We start from the raw sequence: 17,299 nt of genomic DNA on the forward strand, positions 1-17,299 counted from the left end.
ATTGCATCATTGGGTTATGAACGGCTTGGGCAAAACTTTTTGGCTCCTTTTTTCAGAATCTCAAAGGAGATGCTTAAAATACAGCAAAAAGCCCAAATTCTAAATTTCAAATCTTAATTTCCATAATTAAACCCAATTTAATCGCCTATGAATTTTCCCACTAAGTTTCGACTTTCTCTGATGATGTTTTTGGAGTTTTTTGTTTGGGGATCATGGTATGTTACGATGGGGACTTTTCTTGGAAACAATCTTCAGGCAAAAGATCAGGATATTTCGTTGGCATTTTCCACCCAATCATTTGGTGCCATCATCGCTCCTTTTATCGTAGGCTTAATCGCAGATCGCTATTTCCATGCACAACGGATTCTGGGGGTAATCCATTTGGTCGGGGCTGTCTTGATGTATTTACTTTATTCAGCAACAGATTTTTCGGGATTTTTCCCCGTATTGTTGGCCTACATGATCCTTTTCATGCCTACCCTTGCCTTGGTCAATGCGATTTCATTCAATCAGATGAAAGATCCGGCCAAGGAATTTTCCATTATCAGAATATGGGGAACGATTGGTTGGATTGCAGCCGGGTTACTGGTTTCCTACTTGGCATGGGACAGTCAGGCCGGGCTGGCAAGTGGCCTGTTGAAAAACACTTGGGTCATGGCTGCGGCCGTTTCTTTAATTCTTGGAATATACAGCTTCACTTTACCCTCCACCCCACCAAGAGCAAAATCCACAGGAGGGTTTAAGCTTTCAGAGATTTTGGGTTTGGATGCACTTTCGCTATTAAAGGACAGAAATTTTGCGATTTTCTTTATTTCCTCCATTTTGATCTGCATTCCTCTGGCATTTTATTACCAGAATGCCAGTCCTTTTTTGACTGAAATCGGCGTTGAAAATTCAACTGGAAAAATGGCTTTAGGGCAGGTATCAGAAGTGTTGTTTTTACTGGCCTTACCCCTATTCTTTTCTCGATTTGGATTTAAAAAAACCCTGATCGTGGCCATGTTGGCATGGGCAATCAGGTATGTATTCTTCGCATTTGGTGATGCAGACTCGGGGGTTTGGATGCTGTTGGTAGGAATTGTGCTCCATGGAGTTTGCTATGATTTCTTTTTTGTAAGCGGACAGATCTACACGGATTCCCATGCCGGAGAAAAATTCAAATCATCTGCTCAGGGACTTATCACGCTGGCCACCTACGGCATTGGGATGCTAATTGGCTTCTGGGCGGCCGGTCAAATCTCCAATTACTACCTTGCTGAGACCGGTTTTCACTTCTGGAAGTCAATTTGGTTGATTCCTGCTGGTATTTCCGTTCTGGTTTTACTATTTTTCATTTCTTTTTTCAAAGAAGAAAAAGTCAAGCCTCACCTTTAAACCCAAAACACCAATGAATTTCGATTCAAGTAGAAGGTCTTCCTTCAAAAAAATGATCCTTGGAGGAGCCGCAATGGGAACATTGGCCTCTTTCGACTGGAAAGAAGGCAATGCTCCCCTCCAACTCAAAGGAAATATCAACCACGGCGTCTGTGCCTGGACTATGCCCTCACTCAACTTGGATGAGCTTTGCGTAGCTATTAAAAAAATAGGATTTAATGCCATCGACTTGGTTGGCCCTAAAGGTTGGGATACGCTGAAAACTCACGGTGTGGAATGTTCGATGTGCAATGGTGCAGAATTGGGAATTCCCAAAGGCTGGAATGATCCGCAGTACCACGATCAACTCATAAAAAACTACACTGAGCTGATCCCCGAAGTAGCCAAGTACGGATATAAAAACCTGATTTGCTTCTCTGGAAACCGGAACGGGATGGACGATGAAGTCGGGATGAAAAACTGCTCAGAAGGATTGAAAAAAATTATGGCCGTAGCAGAGAGACACGGCGTAATCATACAGATGGAATTACTCAATAGCAAAGTAAATCACAAAGATTACATGTGTGATCTATCTGCTTGGGGAGTAGAGCTATGTAAAATTGTAGGGAGCGAAAACTTCAAATTGCTATATGATATCTATCACATGCAGATAGACGAGGGTGATATCATCCGAACCATCCAAACAAATCATCAATATTTCGGTCATTATCATACAGCCGGCAATCCCGGTAGAAATGAGCTGGATGAAAATCAGGAGATCAACTATCCTGCTGTCATGAGGGCCATTGTAGCCACTGGCTATAAAGGGTATGTTTCACATGAATTCATCCCGAAATCTGAAGACAAAATCGCCGCGCTGGCTCAGGCAGTGCAGGTCTGTGACGTGTAATTTATTAAACCAAAAATACCATACCTATGGCAAATGAAGCGTATGACGCAATCGTAGTTGGGTCAGGAATTAGCGGCGGAATGGCCGCTAAAGAGCTGACGGAGAAGGGGCTGAAAGTACTGCTCCTGGAGAGGGGCCCAATGGTTGAGCACGTAAAGGATTACAAGAGTGCTACTCTTCCTCCTTGGGAAGTACCCCACAGAGGTAGAAGAACGCAAGAACAACTTGAAAATCATCCAAACTTAAGAAGAGACTATGTTCTCAACGAACTTAACCTAGACTGGTGGGCGCACGAAAGTGATTCACCTTATGTGGAGGACAAGCCATTCACTTGGTTCAGAGGATATCAAGTCGGGGGCAGATCTTTACTTTGGGGAAGACAGTCCTATCGCTGGGCCAACCTTGATTTTGAAGCGAATGCCAAAGAAGGTATTGCTGTAGACTGGCCAATTCGATACAATGACCTAGCGCCTTGGTATAGCTATGTAGAAAAATTCATTGGGGTTTCAGGCTCCAAAGACGGATTGGCAATTTTGCCTGATGGAGAATTCCAAAAGCCAGTTCCAATGAACTGTGTCGAAATAGATGCCGCTGCAAAAATCAAAGAACACTACAAGGGGGCAAGAAACTGGACGATTGGTCGTCCGGCGAACAATACCGAACCACTTCCCGGCAGACCGGGCTGTCAATACAGAAACAAGTGTTCTTTGGGCTGCCCTTTTGGAGGCTACTTCAGTACTCAAGCGTCGACCCTTCCTGCTGCACAAGCTACGGGGAATTTGACCTTGAGACCCTGGTCTATCGTCCGTCGATTGATCTATGACAAAGACACCAAAAAAGCTACCGGTGTAGAAGTACTCGATGCTGAGACCAACCAAACGGTAGAATACGATGCGAAAATCGTATTCTTATGTGCTTCTGCATTTAATTCAACAGCCATTTTGATGCGTACTGCCACCGACATCTGGCCTGGTGGATTGGGATCTTCGTCTGGAGAACTCGGACATAATGTGATGGATCACCATTTCCGTTTGGGTGCCAACGGTACCATGGAAGGCTACGAAGACAAGTACTATTTTGGCCGAAGACCGACTGGTCTTTACATCCCTCGATTCAGAAACCTGAATGGCGAAAAGCGTGATTACCTCAGAGGCTTTGGCTATCAGGGGGGTGCAAGCAGAAGTGGCTGGAGTAGAGACGTGGCGGAGTTGGGATTCGGTGCGCCAATGAAAGGTGCCCTGACCGAACCGGGACCATGGGGAGTCGGATTCACTGCTTTCGGAGAAATTCTGCCTTATCATGACAACACGATCAAACTTTCTGACACCGTGAAAGACAAGTGGGGAATGGAAGCCCTTGTCATGAGTGCCGAGATTAAAGAAAATGAAATCAACATGCGTAAGGACATGATGGCTGATGCGGCAGAAATGCTTGAAGTAGCCGGATTCAAAAATGTCAAAACGTATGATGCTGGCTATACTTTCGGTCAAGGAATTCATGAAATGGGTACAGCTAGAATGGGTCGCGATCCAAAGACTTCTGTATTGAATGGAAACAATCAAGTGTGGGAAGCGAAAAATGTATTTGTCACTGATGGCGCTTGCATGACTTCTGCAGCTGCTCAAAACCCATCGTTGACTTACTTGGCGCTGACTGCAAGAGCGGCAGCATTCGCAGTGGATGAATTGAAAAAGATGAACCTCTAATTCGAGAAAGAAATGACTGTAATGAATAGAAGAGACGCGCTAAAAAGCGTCGCCCTGATGATGGGAGGCACTATGATTGGAGCCACAGCCATCTTGACCGGTTGTTCACCCGAACGACAGCTTAAAGACCTCAATTTTAGCCCGGAAGATCTCGCTTTTCTGGATGAAATCGGAGAAACCATAATTCCCACCACTGATACTCCAGGTGCAAAAGCAACCAAAATCGGTGAATTTATGGTCATGATGGTGAAAGACACCTATGATGCTGATCAGCAAAAAGCATTCGTCGACGGATTGAATCAGTTGAGCAAAGACTTCAAGACTGAAAAAGGCACTGATTTCATGAAAGCCAGCGCAGAAGATCGACTTGCCTTCCTGAATGGAATGCAGGAAAAATTCATTGCAAGTGGCGACGCAAGAGAACCTATTGTTATCAATATGCTGCGTGATTTGACTCTTTTGGGATATTTTACCTCTGAAATTGGTGCTACTCAAGCGCTCAATTATGTGGAAGTTCCAGGAAGATACGATGGTTGCATGGAGTATAAGAAAGGCGACAAAGCCTGGGTGATCTAATCAACGTCAGCTATAAATTTTACTTGCCTGCCTGACTTAAGGCAGGCATTTTTATTCAACCCAATTATGAAGAACCAAAGAAGAAAATTTATCCAAATGGGAGCCATGCTTGGAATGGGTGCGGCCTTTATGCCCCTACAGTTCTGCGCTGCTCCAAAAAAGAAAGAAGGGGACTTGGACGAAACCGTCAAATCAACACTGAGCGCCTTTGGTATTCAGCTTTATTCTGTCAAGGAAGATATGGCAGTAGATGCTCAAGCGACGATGAGATCCTTGGCAGGCTTCGGTTATAAGCAATTTGAGGGATTTGACGGAGGTAAGGGAATACTGTGGGGAATGCAGCCGGCAGAGTTCAAATCGCTGCTGTCAGAAACTGGCACTACGATGGTTGCCTCCCATGCCAATGTCTTCGAAAACCTTGAAGCCCAAGCTGCGCAGGCAGCCGAAGTTGGAATGAAATACCTGATATGTCCTTGGATCGGACCTCAGAAATCCTTGGATGATTATAAGAAAAAGGCAAATGAATTTAACCAGATCGGTGAAAAGCTAAAGTCCTTTGGATTGCGATTTGCCTACCACAATCATGATTACACCTTTGTAAATCAAGAAGGCTCCATCCCTCAGGACATCTTGATGGACAATACTGATCCAGAACTGGTAGATTTCGAAATGGATATTTACTGGGTGCATGTAGCGAATGCAAAACCTGCTGAGTATCTCGCTAAATATCCGGGGCGATTCAGACTTTGTCACCTCAAAGATGCGGAAAGTGGAACAGGCGATCCACATCAGCGTGGTGTTCTGCTGGGAGCAGGCGAAATTCCCTACGCAGATTTGATCAAACAATCCAAAGCAATAGGAATGGAGTATTTTATTGTCGAGCAGGAAAGATTCCCTTCCGGCACACCGATGGAAGCTGCAGAGACGAATGCAAAGTATTTGTCAGCTTTGGAATATTAAATCATTCCACGGTTACTTTCTGACTTTCTAAACAAAAGAAGGAACATCACCACAACCAAAATAATCAGCAAAGCCACTTCAAATTGAGCCCAAATCTGGGATCGATTTATAAGAACTTTGGCTTTGCTGATTAATTTTTCACCTTCCTCCATCTGGATTTTACTCAGATTATCCAAATCCTTTCGGGCCAGCGAAATTTTCTCATCATAGATTTTGACCTGAGCACGGTTGATCCCTGTAGAATCAGAATAAAGCAAATCATAGCTTTTGATATTGAGGTCTGTTTGGATGATTTTTTTGAAATCAGTAAGATATCCGGCCTCTTGTTCGGTGAGGTTAGTCGCCTCAAAATCGGAGATTATCGCCAGAATTGAGTTTTCGTTACTCGCTATTTCATTGATCACTTTTGAATAATCATAGTCAATATTGCAGTGGTCGACCAGTTTTTGGATTTGAAACAGGTTTTCGGATATCTGAAAAATATAGCCCTCGACGACCAACCTGTCATTATAAACTTCAGTAAAAGTATTGCTGATACTTCGGAAGGATTGTCTTTCCAATAGATTCTTGCTGTACAACAATAGTAATAAGATGCCGATAATGATCAGGGCCCGGACTTTTCTTCTTTTAAGGATGGAATCTTGCATAATATGGGTTTATTACTGTAACAGCCAGCTCTAAGTAAGAGACATTCTCAGACTTTACAAACAACGGAGCCGAGTTTGATAAATTTCCTCATTTCAAATTCTCTAATCAAGGCTTTTTGTCATAAACCCGCACATAATCGACCTCCATACGCTGAGGCCAAATACTGGCATCCACGCCCTTTGCTCCTCCCCAATTCCCCCCTACAGCAATATTCAGAATTAGATGAAAGGGCTGACTAAATGGCCATTCTTTATAATCATTTCCAGTATTTCCGAAAGTAAAGTATTTCTGACCGTCAATAAAGAAATCGATTTTTTCTTCGGTCCAGTCGATTGCATAAACATGGAAGTCATTCTGAAAATCCGAAACCATAAGCTGCGCTCCTTTTTGCGTTCCGATTGAATGATTGAATGCTTCAGTGTGAACCGTCCCATGAACTTTTCCCGGATCATACCCGACATGTTCCATGATGTCGATTTCTCCATTCTTTGGCCAGCCTCCATGCCTGTTTTCTTCCGGAAGCATCCAGATTGCAGGCCAAGTCCCTAATCCTTCCGGAAGTTTTGCTTTGACTTCAATGTAACCATATTCCCACGCTGCTTTCCCCTTGGTAACCAATCGAGCCGAGGTATAGCCTTTGGGATGGCTTGAGTCTGCATGCGCCTCAATGATTAAAATCCCATTTTCGGTACGGGCATTTTTTAAGTCGTTTTTAGAATAATACTGAAGCTCCTTGTTTCCCCAGCCATGATCGCCGACGTCATAACTCCAGCTTTTAGGATCCGGAAGCCCGTCCCTGTCAAATTCATCTGACCAGATTAATTTCTGAGAAAAAGTTTCTTGTCCGCAAAATACAGCTAACCAGAAACTTATGAATAACACAGGAGATAGTCTTGATTTAATTTTATTTAGTTTTGAAACTATATTCAATTTAAATCGTGTCATATAGTAAATTGTTTTATTCATAAATCTAAAATTTTAAACTATGTCATTACAACTTAAGGGTACTTGGAATCAGATAAAAGGAGAATTAAAGGAAAAATTTAGTGAGCTAACTGATGATGACCTGTTGTACCAAGAAGGTCAGGAAGACAAAATTCTTGGAAAACTTCAGGAAAAAACAGGCGAAAATATCGAAAGCCTTCGAAAAATGATGTTCAAAGAAGAGCAGCTTTAATCCCAAATCTAACTTTTTGAAAAAATGGTCGGCCCTCTCACCGGCCATTTTTGCTTTCGGAGATTTCAACGAACCAAAGAGAATCGTAACTTGCTTTAATAAACCCAAAAATATGGCTTATTACTTTAGACTAGGACAAATACCCCCTAAACGACATACCCAATTCCGTCAGCCTGACGGAAGCCTCTATAAAGAGGAATTGGTCAGTTCCAAAGGCTTCTCCGGAATTTATTCTAACCTCTACCATATCTATAACCCCAATGAGGTCAAATCAATCGGTACTCCAAAACCCTACAGCTGGGAACCGGCAAAAGCGCATGGCCTAAATCAAACGCATTTGAAAACATCCGGAGTCGATATCACAGGCGAAGATTACCTCAGCGCCCGAAGGATGTTGATGATGAACAATGATGTGATGATGGGTATTTGTTCACCCCGAAAGCGAAAGATGGACTTCTATTTCAAAAATGCCGATGGAGATGAAATCATTTATATCCACGATGGAGAAGGTGTCCTTTACTCTCAGTTCGGTAAGTTGGAAGTGAGAAAAGGAGATTATATAATCATTCCAAGAACTACAATTTATCGATTTGAATTCAATGAGGATGGACCTCTTAGGCTACTTGTCATCGAATCTCACGGGCCGGTAGAAACTGTAAAAAGATATAGAAATGAAGTTGGGCAGCTGCTGGAACACTCTCCCTATTGTGAGCGCGACATCCGGCCGCCGCATGAGTTGCACATCGAACGTGAAAAAGGCGATTACTTGGTTCAAATCAAAAAACAAGGCTTTCTTCACCAATATTCATACGCACACAGTCCTTTAGACATCGTGGGATGGGATGGTTACCTGTACCCCTATGCACTTTCCATACATGATTTTGAGCCAATCACTGGACGAATACACCAACCGCCTCCTGTACATCAGACCTTCCAGGCTTGGGGTTTTGTAATATGCTCTTTCGTCCCCAGACTATTCGATTACCATCCCTTGGCAATTCCAGCACCTTATAACCACTCTAACATCGATTCCGACGAAGTCTTATATTATGCCGAGGGAGAATTTATGAGCAGAAAAGGCATTGATCGGGGTTCATTTACCATTCACATGGGAGGATTGCCTCATGGACCCCATCCGGGAACGGTAGAAAAATCCATCGGAGCAAAGGAGACGCATGAATATGCGGTTATGTTGGACACACATCGTCCATTGTTCATAACCACCGATGCATTGGAGTTTGTCGATAATAACTACCCGATGAGCTGGACTGAATAACTTCCTGACAGTAAAGCTTAAAATTCCCTTATCCTACTTGGAAAAAACCAAAAAACCCGATCTGATTGATTCATTTCGGGTTTTTTAACCCGGACTATGCATTAGGTTTCGTTATGAGGACAGTAAGTGCAATAAAATCAGGCTGTTTGGAGACTGAGTCCGCCGCGGCGGATATGGTGATCCCGATAGCTCGGGAGAAAACAGCAACGTAGTGACTGATTTTGAAGCAATTACTGGCCGCAATAACTTGTGCGCCGTGGCGTAGAATTGCTAATGCATATTTCAGGTTTAATGGATATATCACAAGTCTCAATCCAGGATTTCTTTGATCGGCTGACCGGTAGTTCCATTTGGCATCCTGGTTTTGAGAAGTATGGATAAGGTTGGCGCGATGTCAGTGATAGAAGTATAGGCAGCGCTTGTACCCTGCTTAATCCCCCATCCATAAAATGCTACCGGGACATGAGTGTCGTAGCTATAGCCAGAACCGTGAGTCGTCCCTCGCTGACCACCGGCAAGCCATGCAGGCTCCAATACCAATAATACATCACCTGAAGCTTTATGATTATAACCCATCTGAAGCAGACTTTTTTGATGCTTAGTAAACTCTTGAGTACGAAGGTCAAAGGAAGTGTAGGCCTCTTTTACCCCCTTAAACCGTAGTGAAAACTCAGCTACATCCCGCTGCATTTGGACAAAATCAATGTTCTTTTCCCTCGCTAAGTCTCTGTTCAGGAATACCTGTTCGTTTGAAAAATTAAGTACCCAATTCCCTTCTCCATATTTCGCCAAAGCAAATCCTCTCAACTGATTCATGACCATACCTGAGTTGAAATTTCCTCCGGGGACATTTTCACTCACCATATAGGCGGGAACTTCCGCAACACCATGATCGGCTGTGATAAAGGCCACATATTGTCCTTTTCCAATTGTTTTGTCCAAATAATCAAAGAATTTGGCCAGCTCACGATCCAATCTCAAATAAGTATCTTCTACCTCAATCGATGGGGGACCAAATCTGTGACCGATGTAATCCGGGCTGGAAAAACTCACGGCCAGAAAATCTGTCTCCCCACGCTGTCCCAGCTTTTCTCCCTCGATGGCAGCGTAGGCAAAGTCAAACGTAAGCGTGTTCCCGTAAGGCGTTGATGAAACCAAGCCATAGCCACCATTATCAGCCTTAAGTGAATCCAAGTTATAGGGGAAGGTAGGAGTCAACTTACCGATAAATGGCCCTTCGAAGTCGTTATTGTCAGCAATACTGTTTTTGTAAGTGTTGATGGGAAAAAGTGTATTCCAGGTTTGCTTCAAATAGGTGTCTGGTAGTTTTTTTGAATTAAATGCCGACACCCATTTAGGCAGGGTCAACGAATCATAATAATACGTGGAAGTCATAAATTCCCCGTTCACATCATCATACCAGTACGCATCACCGGTATGTCCCGCCGGAAGACTTGCTCCACGATCCTTGATGGCAATTCCCACCACTTTGGACCGCTTGCTTGTAGCAAAACGCAACTCATCCGTAATCGTCGTGGTCAGCATATTCCGAGGGCTGATTTGACCATTACCCGCTGTCCCAGCCACATTGGTCACCGTGCTGTCCTCAGCGCAATATATTGCCCTGCCCAGCTGCTTCACGTACCAGTTATTTGCTATTATCCCATGTGTTGCCGGCGTTGTGCCTGTGTAAACTGAGGCATGACCTGGTCCTGTATAGGTGGGGATATAATTGTAATGCCCATTGGTCATCATATAACCCTGATCCGTAAACCGCTTAAACCCACCTTCTCCAAATCTTTCTCCAAATCGATAAAAATATTCTTGCCTCATTTGGTCGACGATTATTCCCACCACCAGTTTAGGACGTTCAGTTTGACTTTGCGCCAAAGCGACTAGTTGAACTACAAAAAGGAATATTCCCAGAGCCAATAATTTCCGCATGATACTTCTGTTTTTTTATCAAAGATAAAAATATCCCCCATTCAGCAGATTAACACATTGTTAAATGGACGAAAGGAGAAAAATTGATTTTTCCTGATTTTCTTAATTCCACATCCTTCCTCAACTTTTCAGTACTATCAATCAAACGCCTGGTGTATCCTGGCGTATTTTTCTAAAATCAAAAAAAGAAAATCACTCTTTGAGTTTTTTTCAAGACCTTGATCTCAATTTTCCAATTCTTTTCTAGCTTTAACTGATGCAAAAAATCACCGATCCGCGACTTTTCAGCCTTCTGTTAGTTGTATTTGGCCTACTTCTTTTTCCCCACTTTAGCTATGCCCAAGGAGCCTATATTCCTTACGATCGGGAATATTATCACAAAGTGGACCGATACGAAATCCTTCAGGGAAGAAACAATCCTTTTTTCAACAGTGGATTCAAACCCTATCGAAGGGATATTCTCGCGCAATACCTTGACAGCCTTGCAGAAAATCCCGAAGTAATCAGATCCAAAGCAGACCAGTTTAACCTTGACTTTCTAAGTCAGGACAATTGGGAATTTTCAAAAAGGAACATACCCCTATCCAAAAAACCATTCCTCAAATCGCTTTATCGAAGACCGGGAGACTTTGCTCATTATGAAGGTGAAGATTTTGGAATTCACCTCAGTCCGGTTATTTACCTTAGCGGAGGTACCGAAACCGATAATGTCAGAAATCCTGCACGATTGGCAAGAGGCCTTGTTTTGCGGGGATCAGTGGACAAAAAAGTTGGTTTTTACACCTATTTGACCACCTCGGAGGTTTTTTTTCCCAGTTGGGTAAAAAGCTACACGAAAAATAACGGGGCAGTACCCGGTGAAGGATTTTGGAAAGAATATGAAGGTGATGGCTACAGCTACTTTTCTGCTTTGGGTCATGTTTCTTTTCAGGTGACCAAGCATATTGAAATCCAAGCCGGTCACGATCGGAATTTTGCAGGAGAGGGATACCGCTCTTTCCAGATTTCGGACTTTTCCAATCCCTACATGTTCGTTAAATTCAACACCAAAGTCTGGAAGTTTCAGCTGACCAATCTCTGGACTCAGATGACTGCGGACGTATTTTATAATCGAGGCAGACCGACTGACGGTCGCTATCCTCAGAAGTATTTTGCCTACAACAGATTGGGATTTAATGTGGGGAAAAACCTGAATTTGGGCTTTTTCTCTTCGGTGATGACTGACAAGATCAATTTCAACTATTTCAATCCCATTATTTTCCTTCGTTGGGTCGAGCAGCAGCAGGGCACTCCAGACAAGGTCATGCTTGGCTTGGATGCAAAATGGATTTTCACTCCGGGCATGGAGCTTTACGGGCAGTTTGCATTGGATGAATTTGTCTTTTCTGAATTCTTTGAGATCGACGGCGAAGGCTCTAAACGAAATAAATATGGCGCACAATTGGGCTACAAATACATCAATGTGCTCGGACTGAACAACCTCGACTTTCAATTGGAGTGGAATCAGGCTCGTCCCTATACTTTTCAGGAAAAAGTTGATTATCAATCTTACTCTAACTGGAATACGCCACTCACCCATCCACGAGGGGCCAATTTCAGAGAGTTTGTCGGGATTGTGAGGTATCAACCGCTTCCGAGGTTAGACCTGAATCTCACAGGTTTTTACCAATATTTTGGGACGGACGAAGACGCGGCAACCAATTGGGGAGGCGATGTACTCAAAAACAGACTGAAAGGAAGTCCAACCGGATTATTCGGAAACTTTATCGGTCAGGGAATTGAAAACAGGGTCGTTCAGTCAAATCTGACCGCCTCCTACATGCTCAAACACAATTTCTTTGTGGACGCATCCCACACCTTCAGAAGAAGAACCGCACAGGATCTGAGTGCTCCGCAAAGTAGCCATTACCTACAGCTGGCGTTTCGCTGGAATTTTGTGCGTCCTGACTTCAATTATTGACCGAAACCTCAGAATTCAATTTTGAGTAACTTGCAGATCGATTCCCCAATTACCTTTAGATGCAAACCTACCTTCGAATCCTGTCTTATGCCCGCCCATTTGGCAAATTCGTCCCGACATACGTCTTTTACACGCTCTTTTCGATCATTTTTGGACTGATCAACTTTACCCTGCTCAAGCCTCTCTTCGATGTGATTTTTGAGCAGGTGGATCCCCTGTCACTGGAAAAATTCAGAACTCTCCCTGATTTTTCATTTTCGATAGATTATTTTACAGGCCTTTTCAACCATTATTTTCTAAATGTTCAAGATGAATACGGGAAGATGGGCACACTCTTCTTCGTCTGCATCATCATCGTTATTTCGGTCTTTTTATCCAACCTATTCACCTACCTATCCGGGGTCGTTTTGGCAAAAGTACGCGCCAACGTTATCAAAGGCATGCGAATGGACATTTTTCAAAAAGCGGGAGCCTTGCACCTTGGGTATTTTTCAAATGAGCGAAAGGGCGACTTGATGTCAAAAATGACCAATGATGTACAGGAAGTGGAAAACACGATCGTGCAGTCCCTGCGGGTGGTGTTTCGTGAACCAGCTACAATTATTCTTTATTTCTCGGTGCTGTTTTTTATGTCAGTAAAACTGACACTTTTCACCATTTTGATCATTCCGATATCCGGCGCCATCATCGGCGGAATCACACGAAGGCTGAAAAAACGTGCCGTGCAAAGTCAGCAGTCTTTGGGCAGAATCGTCAATATACTCGATGAAACCTTAGGTGGAATGCGCGTGATCAAGGCATTCAATGCAGAACGCTTTGTTACAGAAAAATTCGATCAGGAAACAGAGTATTATTCCCAGGTAAATGTGAGCATGGCCCGAAAAAATGAACTTGCCTCTCCCATTTCTCAATTTCTGGGAGTGAGCGTGGTGGCAGGTATTTTGGTTTATGGAGGCAGCTTGGTACTTAGCGGGGAGTCAGATCTAAGCGCGTCAAATTTCATCACTTACATCATTATTTTCACACAGGTACTTAATCCTGCGAAAGAAATCTCCCGTTCCGTATCCAATATTCAGCGTGGAATTGCATCTGCAGAGCGGATTTTTGAAGTGGTCGATACGCAAAGCCAAATCCAGGCCCCTAAAAACCCAAAGCAAATTTCCGGATTCAATCGCCATATTGAATTCAACCAAGTGTCCTTTGCCTACGAGGACAAACTCGTTTTGAAGGACATCAACTTCAAACTCGAAAAAGGAAAAACCATTGCACTGGTTGGTCCATCGGGGGGTGGAAAATCAACCCTGGCTGATCTAGTACCGAGATTTTATGACCCCTCTTCAGGAAGTATTCTGCTGGATGGAGTCGACATTAGGGAATTTTCCCCATCCGAACTGAGAGGCTTGATGGGCATAGTGACTCAGGAATCGATCCTCTTCAATGATTCCGTTTTCAACAATATCGCCTTCGGGATTGAAAATGCAACCGAGAAACAGGTGATAGAAGCTGCCAAAATCGCCAATGCCCATGATTTTATTTCCCAATTGGAGTATGGTTATCAGACTTCAATCGGTGAACGCGGCTCCAAGCTTTCCGGAGGTCAGCGACAGCGATTGAGTATCGCACGGGCTGTATTGAAAAATCCCCCGATCCTCATTTTGGATGAAGCCACCTCTGCTTTGGACTCAGAATCTGAGCTCTTGGTACAAGAAGCCCTGACCAAACTCATGACCAATCGTACTACTTTGGTGATTGCCCATCGACTGAGTACCATCCAGCATGCGGATGAAATAGTAGTAATCGAAAATGGGGAAATTGCACAGCGTGGATCTCATACGGATTTGATGGCTGTGGACGGACTTTATCAAAAGCTATCCAGTATTCAATCCGTTTGATTAAATTTAGAATCCTATCAAAAAATGAACCTGTGAAATCATGCCTGTCTCCCACAGGCATGAATTAAGCTTGACTCACTGGGATGATTGCATTCGGGTGCCAGAATCTCCCGAATCGAGCCTATAAGTATCATTCAGGATAGGGATAGACTATATGACCTTAAAAAAATTATAAACTCATGAAAAAAATAGCGCAATACCTGCAAATCGTAGTTTTAGCATACTTCATCCTATACTTGATCTTCTTCATTTCATTCGGTGTGTTTGGATCCATGTTTGGAATGGATCCTTTGACCTCCGATTCTATGGTCAAAGTATTTCTGGTAGGACTCATTTTATTTTTGGCGGCTTGGGGTGCGGGCCTGATGCACAACAGTAATCAAAACGCCACTTTCAAAAAAATGCAGGATGAGATGAATGGTCTGAAAGCCAAGCTTTATGATTTTGAACATCCTCAAACTCTGCAACAACCTAAACCTTTGCCTCAAAAACCGCATGAGGAAACGAGCGGAATTCTTCGCCCGAGACAAAATTTTACAGATCAATAAAGATTTAATTTTCACAATCCAGTATATTAAGGAGACTAACCGTCTCCTTTTTTTATTTCTGCTATGGTCGCAAAAACTTTTGGTAGTGCTGTCTCAGGCGTAGATGCCAATCTGATCACCATTGAGGTCAATGTAGGTCAGGGCACCAGCTTCTTTATGGTGGGGCTTCCAGACTCCGCAGTCAAGGAATCCCAACAGCGTGTCGAATCTGCCCTTAAATACTTCAACTACCGCATGCCACGCCAAAAAGTGGTCATCAATCTTGCACCGGCTGACATCCGCAAGGAAGGTTCTGCCTATGACTTGTCCATTGCGATGGGGATTCTACAGGCTTCCGAACAAGTCAACTTCCCCGAACTCGACCGCTATGTGATCATGGGCGAACTTTCATTGGATGGAAATCTCCGTCCGATCAAAGGCGTTCTTCCTATCGCGATAGAAGCGAGAAAAAGAGGATTTAAGGGATTCATCCTTCCCCTGGAAAATGCCAAAGAAGCTTCTATTGTCAATAACATTGACATCATCGGAGTCGAAACACTCGATCAGGCTGTGGATTTTCTTCAAGGAAATCTTCAAATCGAACCGCTCGTCACTGATACACGGGAGATTTTTTACCATTCGCTAGACGACAATGAATTTGACTTTGCAGATGTGCAGGGCCAGGAAAACATCAAACGGGCGATGGAAATAGCCGCTGCAGGTGGTCACAATGTGATCATGATCGGACCTCCGGGCGCAGGAAAAACTATGCTCGCCAAACGCCTGCCTTCGATCCTTCCTCCGCTTTCCCTGCAAGAGGCTTTAGAAACGACAAAGATTCACTCTGTTGCGGGAAAACTGGGTAGAAATGGATCCTTGCTTGCGCAGCGGCCTTTTCGCTCTCCTCATCATACCATCAGCGATGTCGCATTGGTTGGAGGTGGTGGGAATCCACAACCCGGAGAGATTTCCCTAGCCCATAACGGGGTACTTTTCCTGGACGAACTACCGGAATTCAAACGTACTGTACTGGAAGTGATGCGGCAGCCACTCGAAGACCGAAAGGTCACCATCTCACGCGCCAAGGTTTCGGTGGACTATCCAGCCAACTTTATGCTAATCGCCAGCATGAACCCCTGCCCTTGCGGCTACTACAATCACCCCGAGAAGGAATGCGTCTGCGGTCCGGGCATTGTGCAACGCTACCTGAACAAAGTCAGTGGTCCCCTCCTCGACCGAATCGATCTACATGTGGAAGTAACACCGGTGAAATTTGACGAGATGACTTCCACGCGCAAAAGTGAATCCAGCAAATCCATCCGTGAGCGGGTGATCCAAGGAAGAGAACGACAGCGTGAACGCTTCCTGGACAACCCTGAAGTCTACTGCAATGCGATGATGCCTTCTCATATGGTGAAGGAAATCTGCCAAATCAATGAGGCTGGTAGAGCTTTACTCAAAACTGCCATGGAGCGACTTGGACTGTCTGCCCGTGCATACGACCGAATTCTTAAAGTCGCCCGCACCATCGCCGATATCTCAGGTACCGAAACGATCAAAGTCGAGCATCTGGCCGAAGCCATTCAATACAGAAGTTTGGATCGAGAAGGTTGGGCGGGGTGAAAAAATAAATAAGTGAGAATTTTTTGAACATGAAAAATATGTTGCCACAAGAAATTGAAACTAGGATTTTTACTGTCCGCGGTATGCAAGTCATGCTTGATAGTGACTTGGCAGAAATGTATGAGGTAGAAACCAAAGTTTTGAACCAAGCTGTAAAGAGGAACTTAGAGCGATTCCCTAATGATTTCAGATTCCAACTCGAAGAATTTGAATATCAAGTTTTGAGAATAAAAAAAGAAAACCTCTCTCACTCTTTAAGGTCACAAATTGTGACCTTAAAGAGTGGACGGGGTAAACATCGAAAGTATTTACCCTTTGTTTTTACAGAACAGGGAATAGCTATGCTTTCTGCTTTACTCAATAGTAATACAGCAGTGCAGGTTAGCATTCAAATAATGCAAGCCTTCATCAATATGCGCAAGTTCCTTATGCAAAATGCATCCGTTTTTCAACGCCTTGACCTGTTGGAGATGAAACAGTTTCATTCAGAAGAAAAAATTGAGCAGATTTTCAAAGCACTTGAGGCTGGTTAACCAAAACTTGAAAAAGGAATTTTTTTTGACGGGCAAATATTTGATTCTTATGCATTCATTTCAAGTTTAATTAAAAATCACTACTGTCCGAGAAACGGTTTTAAAATTTAGGGTAAGCTTCTTAGGAGAAGCCTACCCTTTTTGCTGTATTTTAGGTTTACCACAACTTCAAATTACAGCGGATGAAAAATACACATTTCTTCGGACAGCCGAT

15 protein-coding genes are annotated in these 17,299 nt (G+C 43.6%); 12 read left to right on the plus strand and 3 right to left on the minus strand.

The genetic code is table 11. The annotated features are described in order from the left end of the window. Window positions 1–147: 147 nt before the first annotated feature. From Q8M62_RS03175 to Q8M62_RS03195, 5 genes are all read left to right on the plus strand, one after another. Window positions 148–1,374: a nucleoside permease gene (locus tag Q8M62_RS03175; protein ID WP_304899216.1), complete on the plus strand. Its 1,227-nt coding sequence runs from the start codon at window positions 148–150 to the stop codon at window positions 1,372–1,374. A gap of 13 nt (window positions 1,375–1,387) precedes the next feature. Continuing rightward, a complete protein-coding gene (locus Q8M62_RS03180; protein ID WP_304899217.1) occupies window positions 1,388–2,263 on the plus strand; it encodes a hydroxypyruvate isomerase family protein in 876 nt (291 codons plus the stop codon). A 26-nt stretch (window positions 2,264–2,289) separates the two neighbouring features. Then, window positions 2,290–3,969 (plus strand): GMC oxidoreductase, encoded by a 1,680-nt coding sequence (locus tag Q8M62_RS03185; RefSeq protein WP_304899218.1) that lies wholly within the window; start codon window positions 2,290–2,292, stop codon window positions 3,967–3,969. 21 nt (window positions 3,970–3,990) lie between these two features. Then, window positions 3,991–4,545, plus strand: coding sequence for a gluconate 2-dehydrogenase subunit 3 family protein (locus Q8M62_RS03190; RefSeq protein WP_304899219.1), 555 nt, complete (start codon window positions 3,991–3,993; stop codon window positions 4,543–4,545). Window positions 4,546–4,611: 66 nt separating this feature from the next. Beyond that, on the plus strand, window positions 4,612–5,505 hold the full coding sequence (locus Q8M62_RS03195; RefSeq protein ID WP_304899220.1) for a sugar phosphate isomerase/epimerase: 894 nt from the start codon (window positions 4,612–4,614) through the stop codon (window positions 5,503–5,505). On the opposite strand, the gene Q8M62_RS03200 is transcribed toward Q8M62_RS03195, so the two are convergent. Further along, on the minus strand, window positions 5,502–6,152 hold the full coding sequence (locus tag Q8M62_RS03200) for an MCP four helix bundle domain-containing protein (RefSeq protein ID WP_304899221.1): 651 nt from the start codon (window positions 6,150–6,152) through the stop codon (window positions 5,502–5,504). The two genes, Q8M62_RS03195 and Q8M62_RS03200, sit on opposite strands and share 4 nt — an antisense overlap. 106 nt (window positions 6,153–6,258) lie before the next feature. Beyond that, window positions 6,259–7,035, minus strand: coding sequence for a glycoside hydrolase family 16 protein (locus Q8M62_RS03205; RefSeq protein ID WP_304899222.1), 777 nt, complete (start codon window positions 7,033–7,035; stop codon window positions 6,259–6,261). Window positions 7,036–7,138: 103 nt separating this feature from the next. Here Q8M62_RS03205 and Q8M62_RS03210 point away from each other — a divergent pair, with 103 nt between their 5' ends. Then, window positions 7,139–7,330, plus strand: a complete 192-nt coding sequence (locus Q8M62_RS03210; RefSeq protein ID WP_304899223.1) for a CsbD family protein — start codon at window positions 7,139–7,141, stop codon at window positions 7,328–7,330. Window positions 7,331–7,442: 112 nt separating this feature from the next. Then, window positions 7,443–8,606, plus strand: coding sequence for a homogentisate 1,2-dioxygenase (locus tag Q8M62_RS03215; RefSeq protein ID WP_304899224.1), 1,164 nt, complete (start codon window positions 7,443–7,445; stop codon window positions 8,604–8,606). Window positions 8,607–8,915: 309 nt separating this feature from the next. Here the strand turns inward: Q8M62_RS03215 and pafA are convergent, their stop codons facing one another. Continuing rightward, on the minus strand, window positions 8,916–10,550 hold the full coding sequence (pafA, locus tag Q8M62_RS03220; RefSeq protein WP_304899225.1) for an alkaline phosphatase PafA: 1,635 nt from the start codon (window positions 10,548–10,550) through the stop codon (window positions 8,916–8,918). A gap of 256 nt (window positions 10,551–10,806) precedes the next feature. On the opposite strand from pafA, the gene Q8M62_RS03225 reads away from it, so the two are divergent. From Q8M62_RS03225 to Q8M62_RS03245, 5 genes are all read left to right on the plus strand, one after another. Beyond that, window positions 10,807–12,510: a hypothetical protein gene (locus tag Q8M62_RS03225; RefSeq protein WP_304899226.1), complete on the plus strand. Its 1,704-nt coding sequence runs from the start codon at window positions 10,807–10,809 to the stop codon at window positions 12,508–12,510. 59 nt (window positions 12,511–12,569) lie between these two features. After that, window positions 12,570–14,402, plus strand: a complete 1,833-nt coding sequence (locus Q8M62_RS03230) for an ABC transporter ATP-binding protein (protein ID WP_304899227.1) — start codon at window positions 12,570–12,572, stop codon at window positions 14,400–14,402. A 179-nt stretch (window positions 14,403–14,581) separates the two neighbouring features. Beyond that, complete coding sequence (locus tag Q8M62_RS03235; RefSeq protein ID WP_304899228.1) at window positions 14,582–14,950, plus strand: hypothetical protein; 369 nt, start codon at window positions 14,582–14,584, stop codon at window positions 14,948–14,950. Window positions 14,951–15,013: 63 nt separating this feature from the next. Further along, window positions 15,014–16,552, plus strand: coding sequence for a YifB family Mg chelatase-like AAA ATPase (locus Q8M62_RS03240; protein WP_092732928.1), 1,539 nt, complete (start codon window positions 15,014–15,016; stop codon window positions 16,550–16,552). Window positions 16,553–16,581: 29 nt separating this feature from the next. After that, complete coding sequence (locus Q8M62_RS03245) at window positions 16,582–17,085, plus strand: ORF6N domain-containing protein (protein ID WP_304899229.1); 504 nt, start codon at window positions 16,582–16,584, stop codon at window positions 17,083–17,085. The last annotated feature ends 214 nt before the right edge of the window (window positions 17,086–17,299 follow it).

It is taken from the genome of Algoriphagus sp. (assembly GCF_030694375.1).
GTDB lineage: Bacteria > Bacteroidota > Bacteroidia > Cytophagales > Cyclobacteriaceae > Algoriphagus.

Bases quoted from the DNA above. Each gene is read 5' to 3' on its own strand.
- Q8M62_RS03180 (WP_304899217.1), top strand. From the start codon at position 1,388: ATGAATTTCGATTCAAGTAGAAGGTCTTCCTTCAAAAAAATGATCCTT.
- Q8M62_RS03190 (WP_304899219.1), top strand. From the start codon at position 3,991: ATGAATAGAAGAGACGCGCTAAAAAGCGTCGCCCTGATGATGGGAGGC.
- pafA (WP_304899225.1), bottom strand. From the start codon at position 10,550: ATGCGGAAATTATTGGCTCTGGGAATATTCCTTTTTGTAGTTCAACTA.
- Q8M62_RS03230 (WP_304899227.1), top strand. From the start codon at position 12,570: ATGCAAACCTACCTTCGAATCCTGTCTTATGCCCGCCCATTTGGCAAA.
- Q8M62_RS03175 (WP_304899216.1), top strand. From the start codon at position 148: ATGAATTTTCCCACTAAGTTTCGACTTTCTCTGATGATGTTTTTGGAG.
- Q8M62_RS03215 (WP_304899224.1), top strand. From the start codon at position 7,443: ATGGCTTATTACTTTAGACTAGGACAAATACCCCCTAAACGACATACC.
- Q8M62_RS03185 (WP_304899218.1), top strand. From the start codon at position 2,290: ATGGCAAATGAAGCGTATGACGCAATCGTAGTTGGGTCAGGAATTAGC.
- Q8M62_RS03200 (WP_304899221.1), bottom strand. From the start codon at position 6,152: ATGCAAGATTCCATCCTTAAAAGAAGAAAAGTCCGGGCCCTGATCATT.
- Q8M62_RS03245 (WP_304899229.1), top strand. From the start codon at position 16,582: ATGAAAAATATGTTGCCACAAGAAATTGAAACTAGGATTTTTACTGTC.
- Q8M62_RS03235 (WP_304899228.1), top strand. From the start codon at position 14,582: ATGAAAAAAATAGCGCAATACCTGCAAATCGTAGTTTTAGCATACTTC.
- Q8M62_RS03240 (WP_092732928.1), top strand. From the start codon at position 15,014: ATGGTCGCAAAAACTTTTGGTAGTGCTGTCTCAGGCGTAGATGCCAAT.
- Q8M62_RS03210 (WP_304899223.1), top strand. From the start codon at position 7,139: ATGTCATTACAACTTAAGGGTACTTGGAATCAGATAAAAGGAGAATTA.
- Q8M62_RS03225 (WP_304899226.1), top strand. From the start codon at position 10,807: ATGCAAAAAATCACCGATCCGCGACTTTTCAGCCTTCTGTTAGTTGTA.
- Q8M62_RS03195 (WP_304899220.1), top strand. From the start codon at position 4,612: ATGAAGAACCAAAGAAGAAAATTTATCCAAATGGGAGCCATGCTTGGA.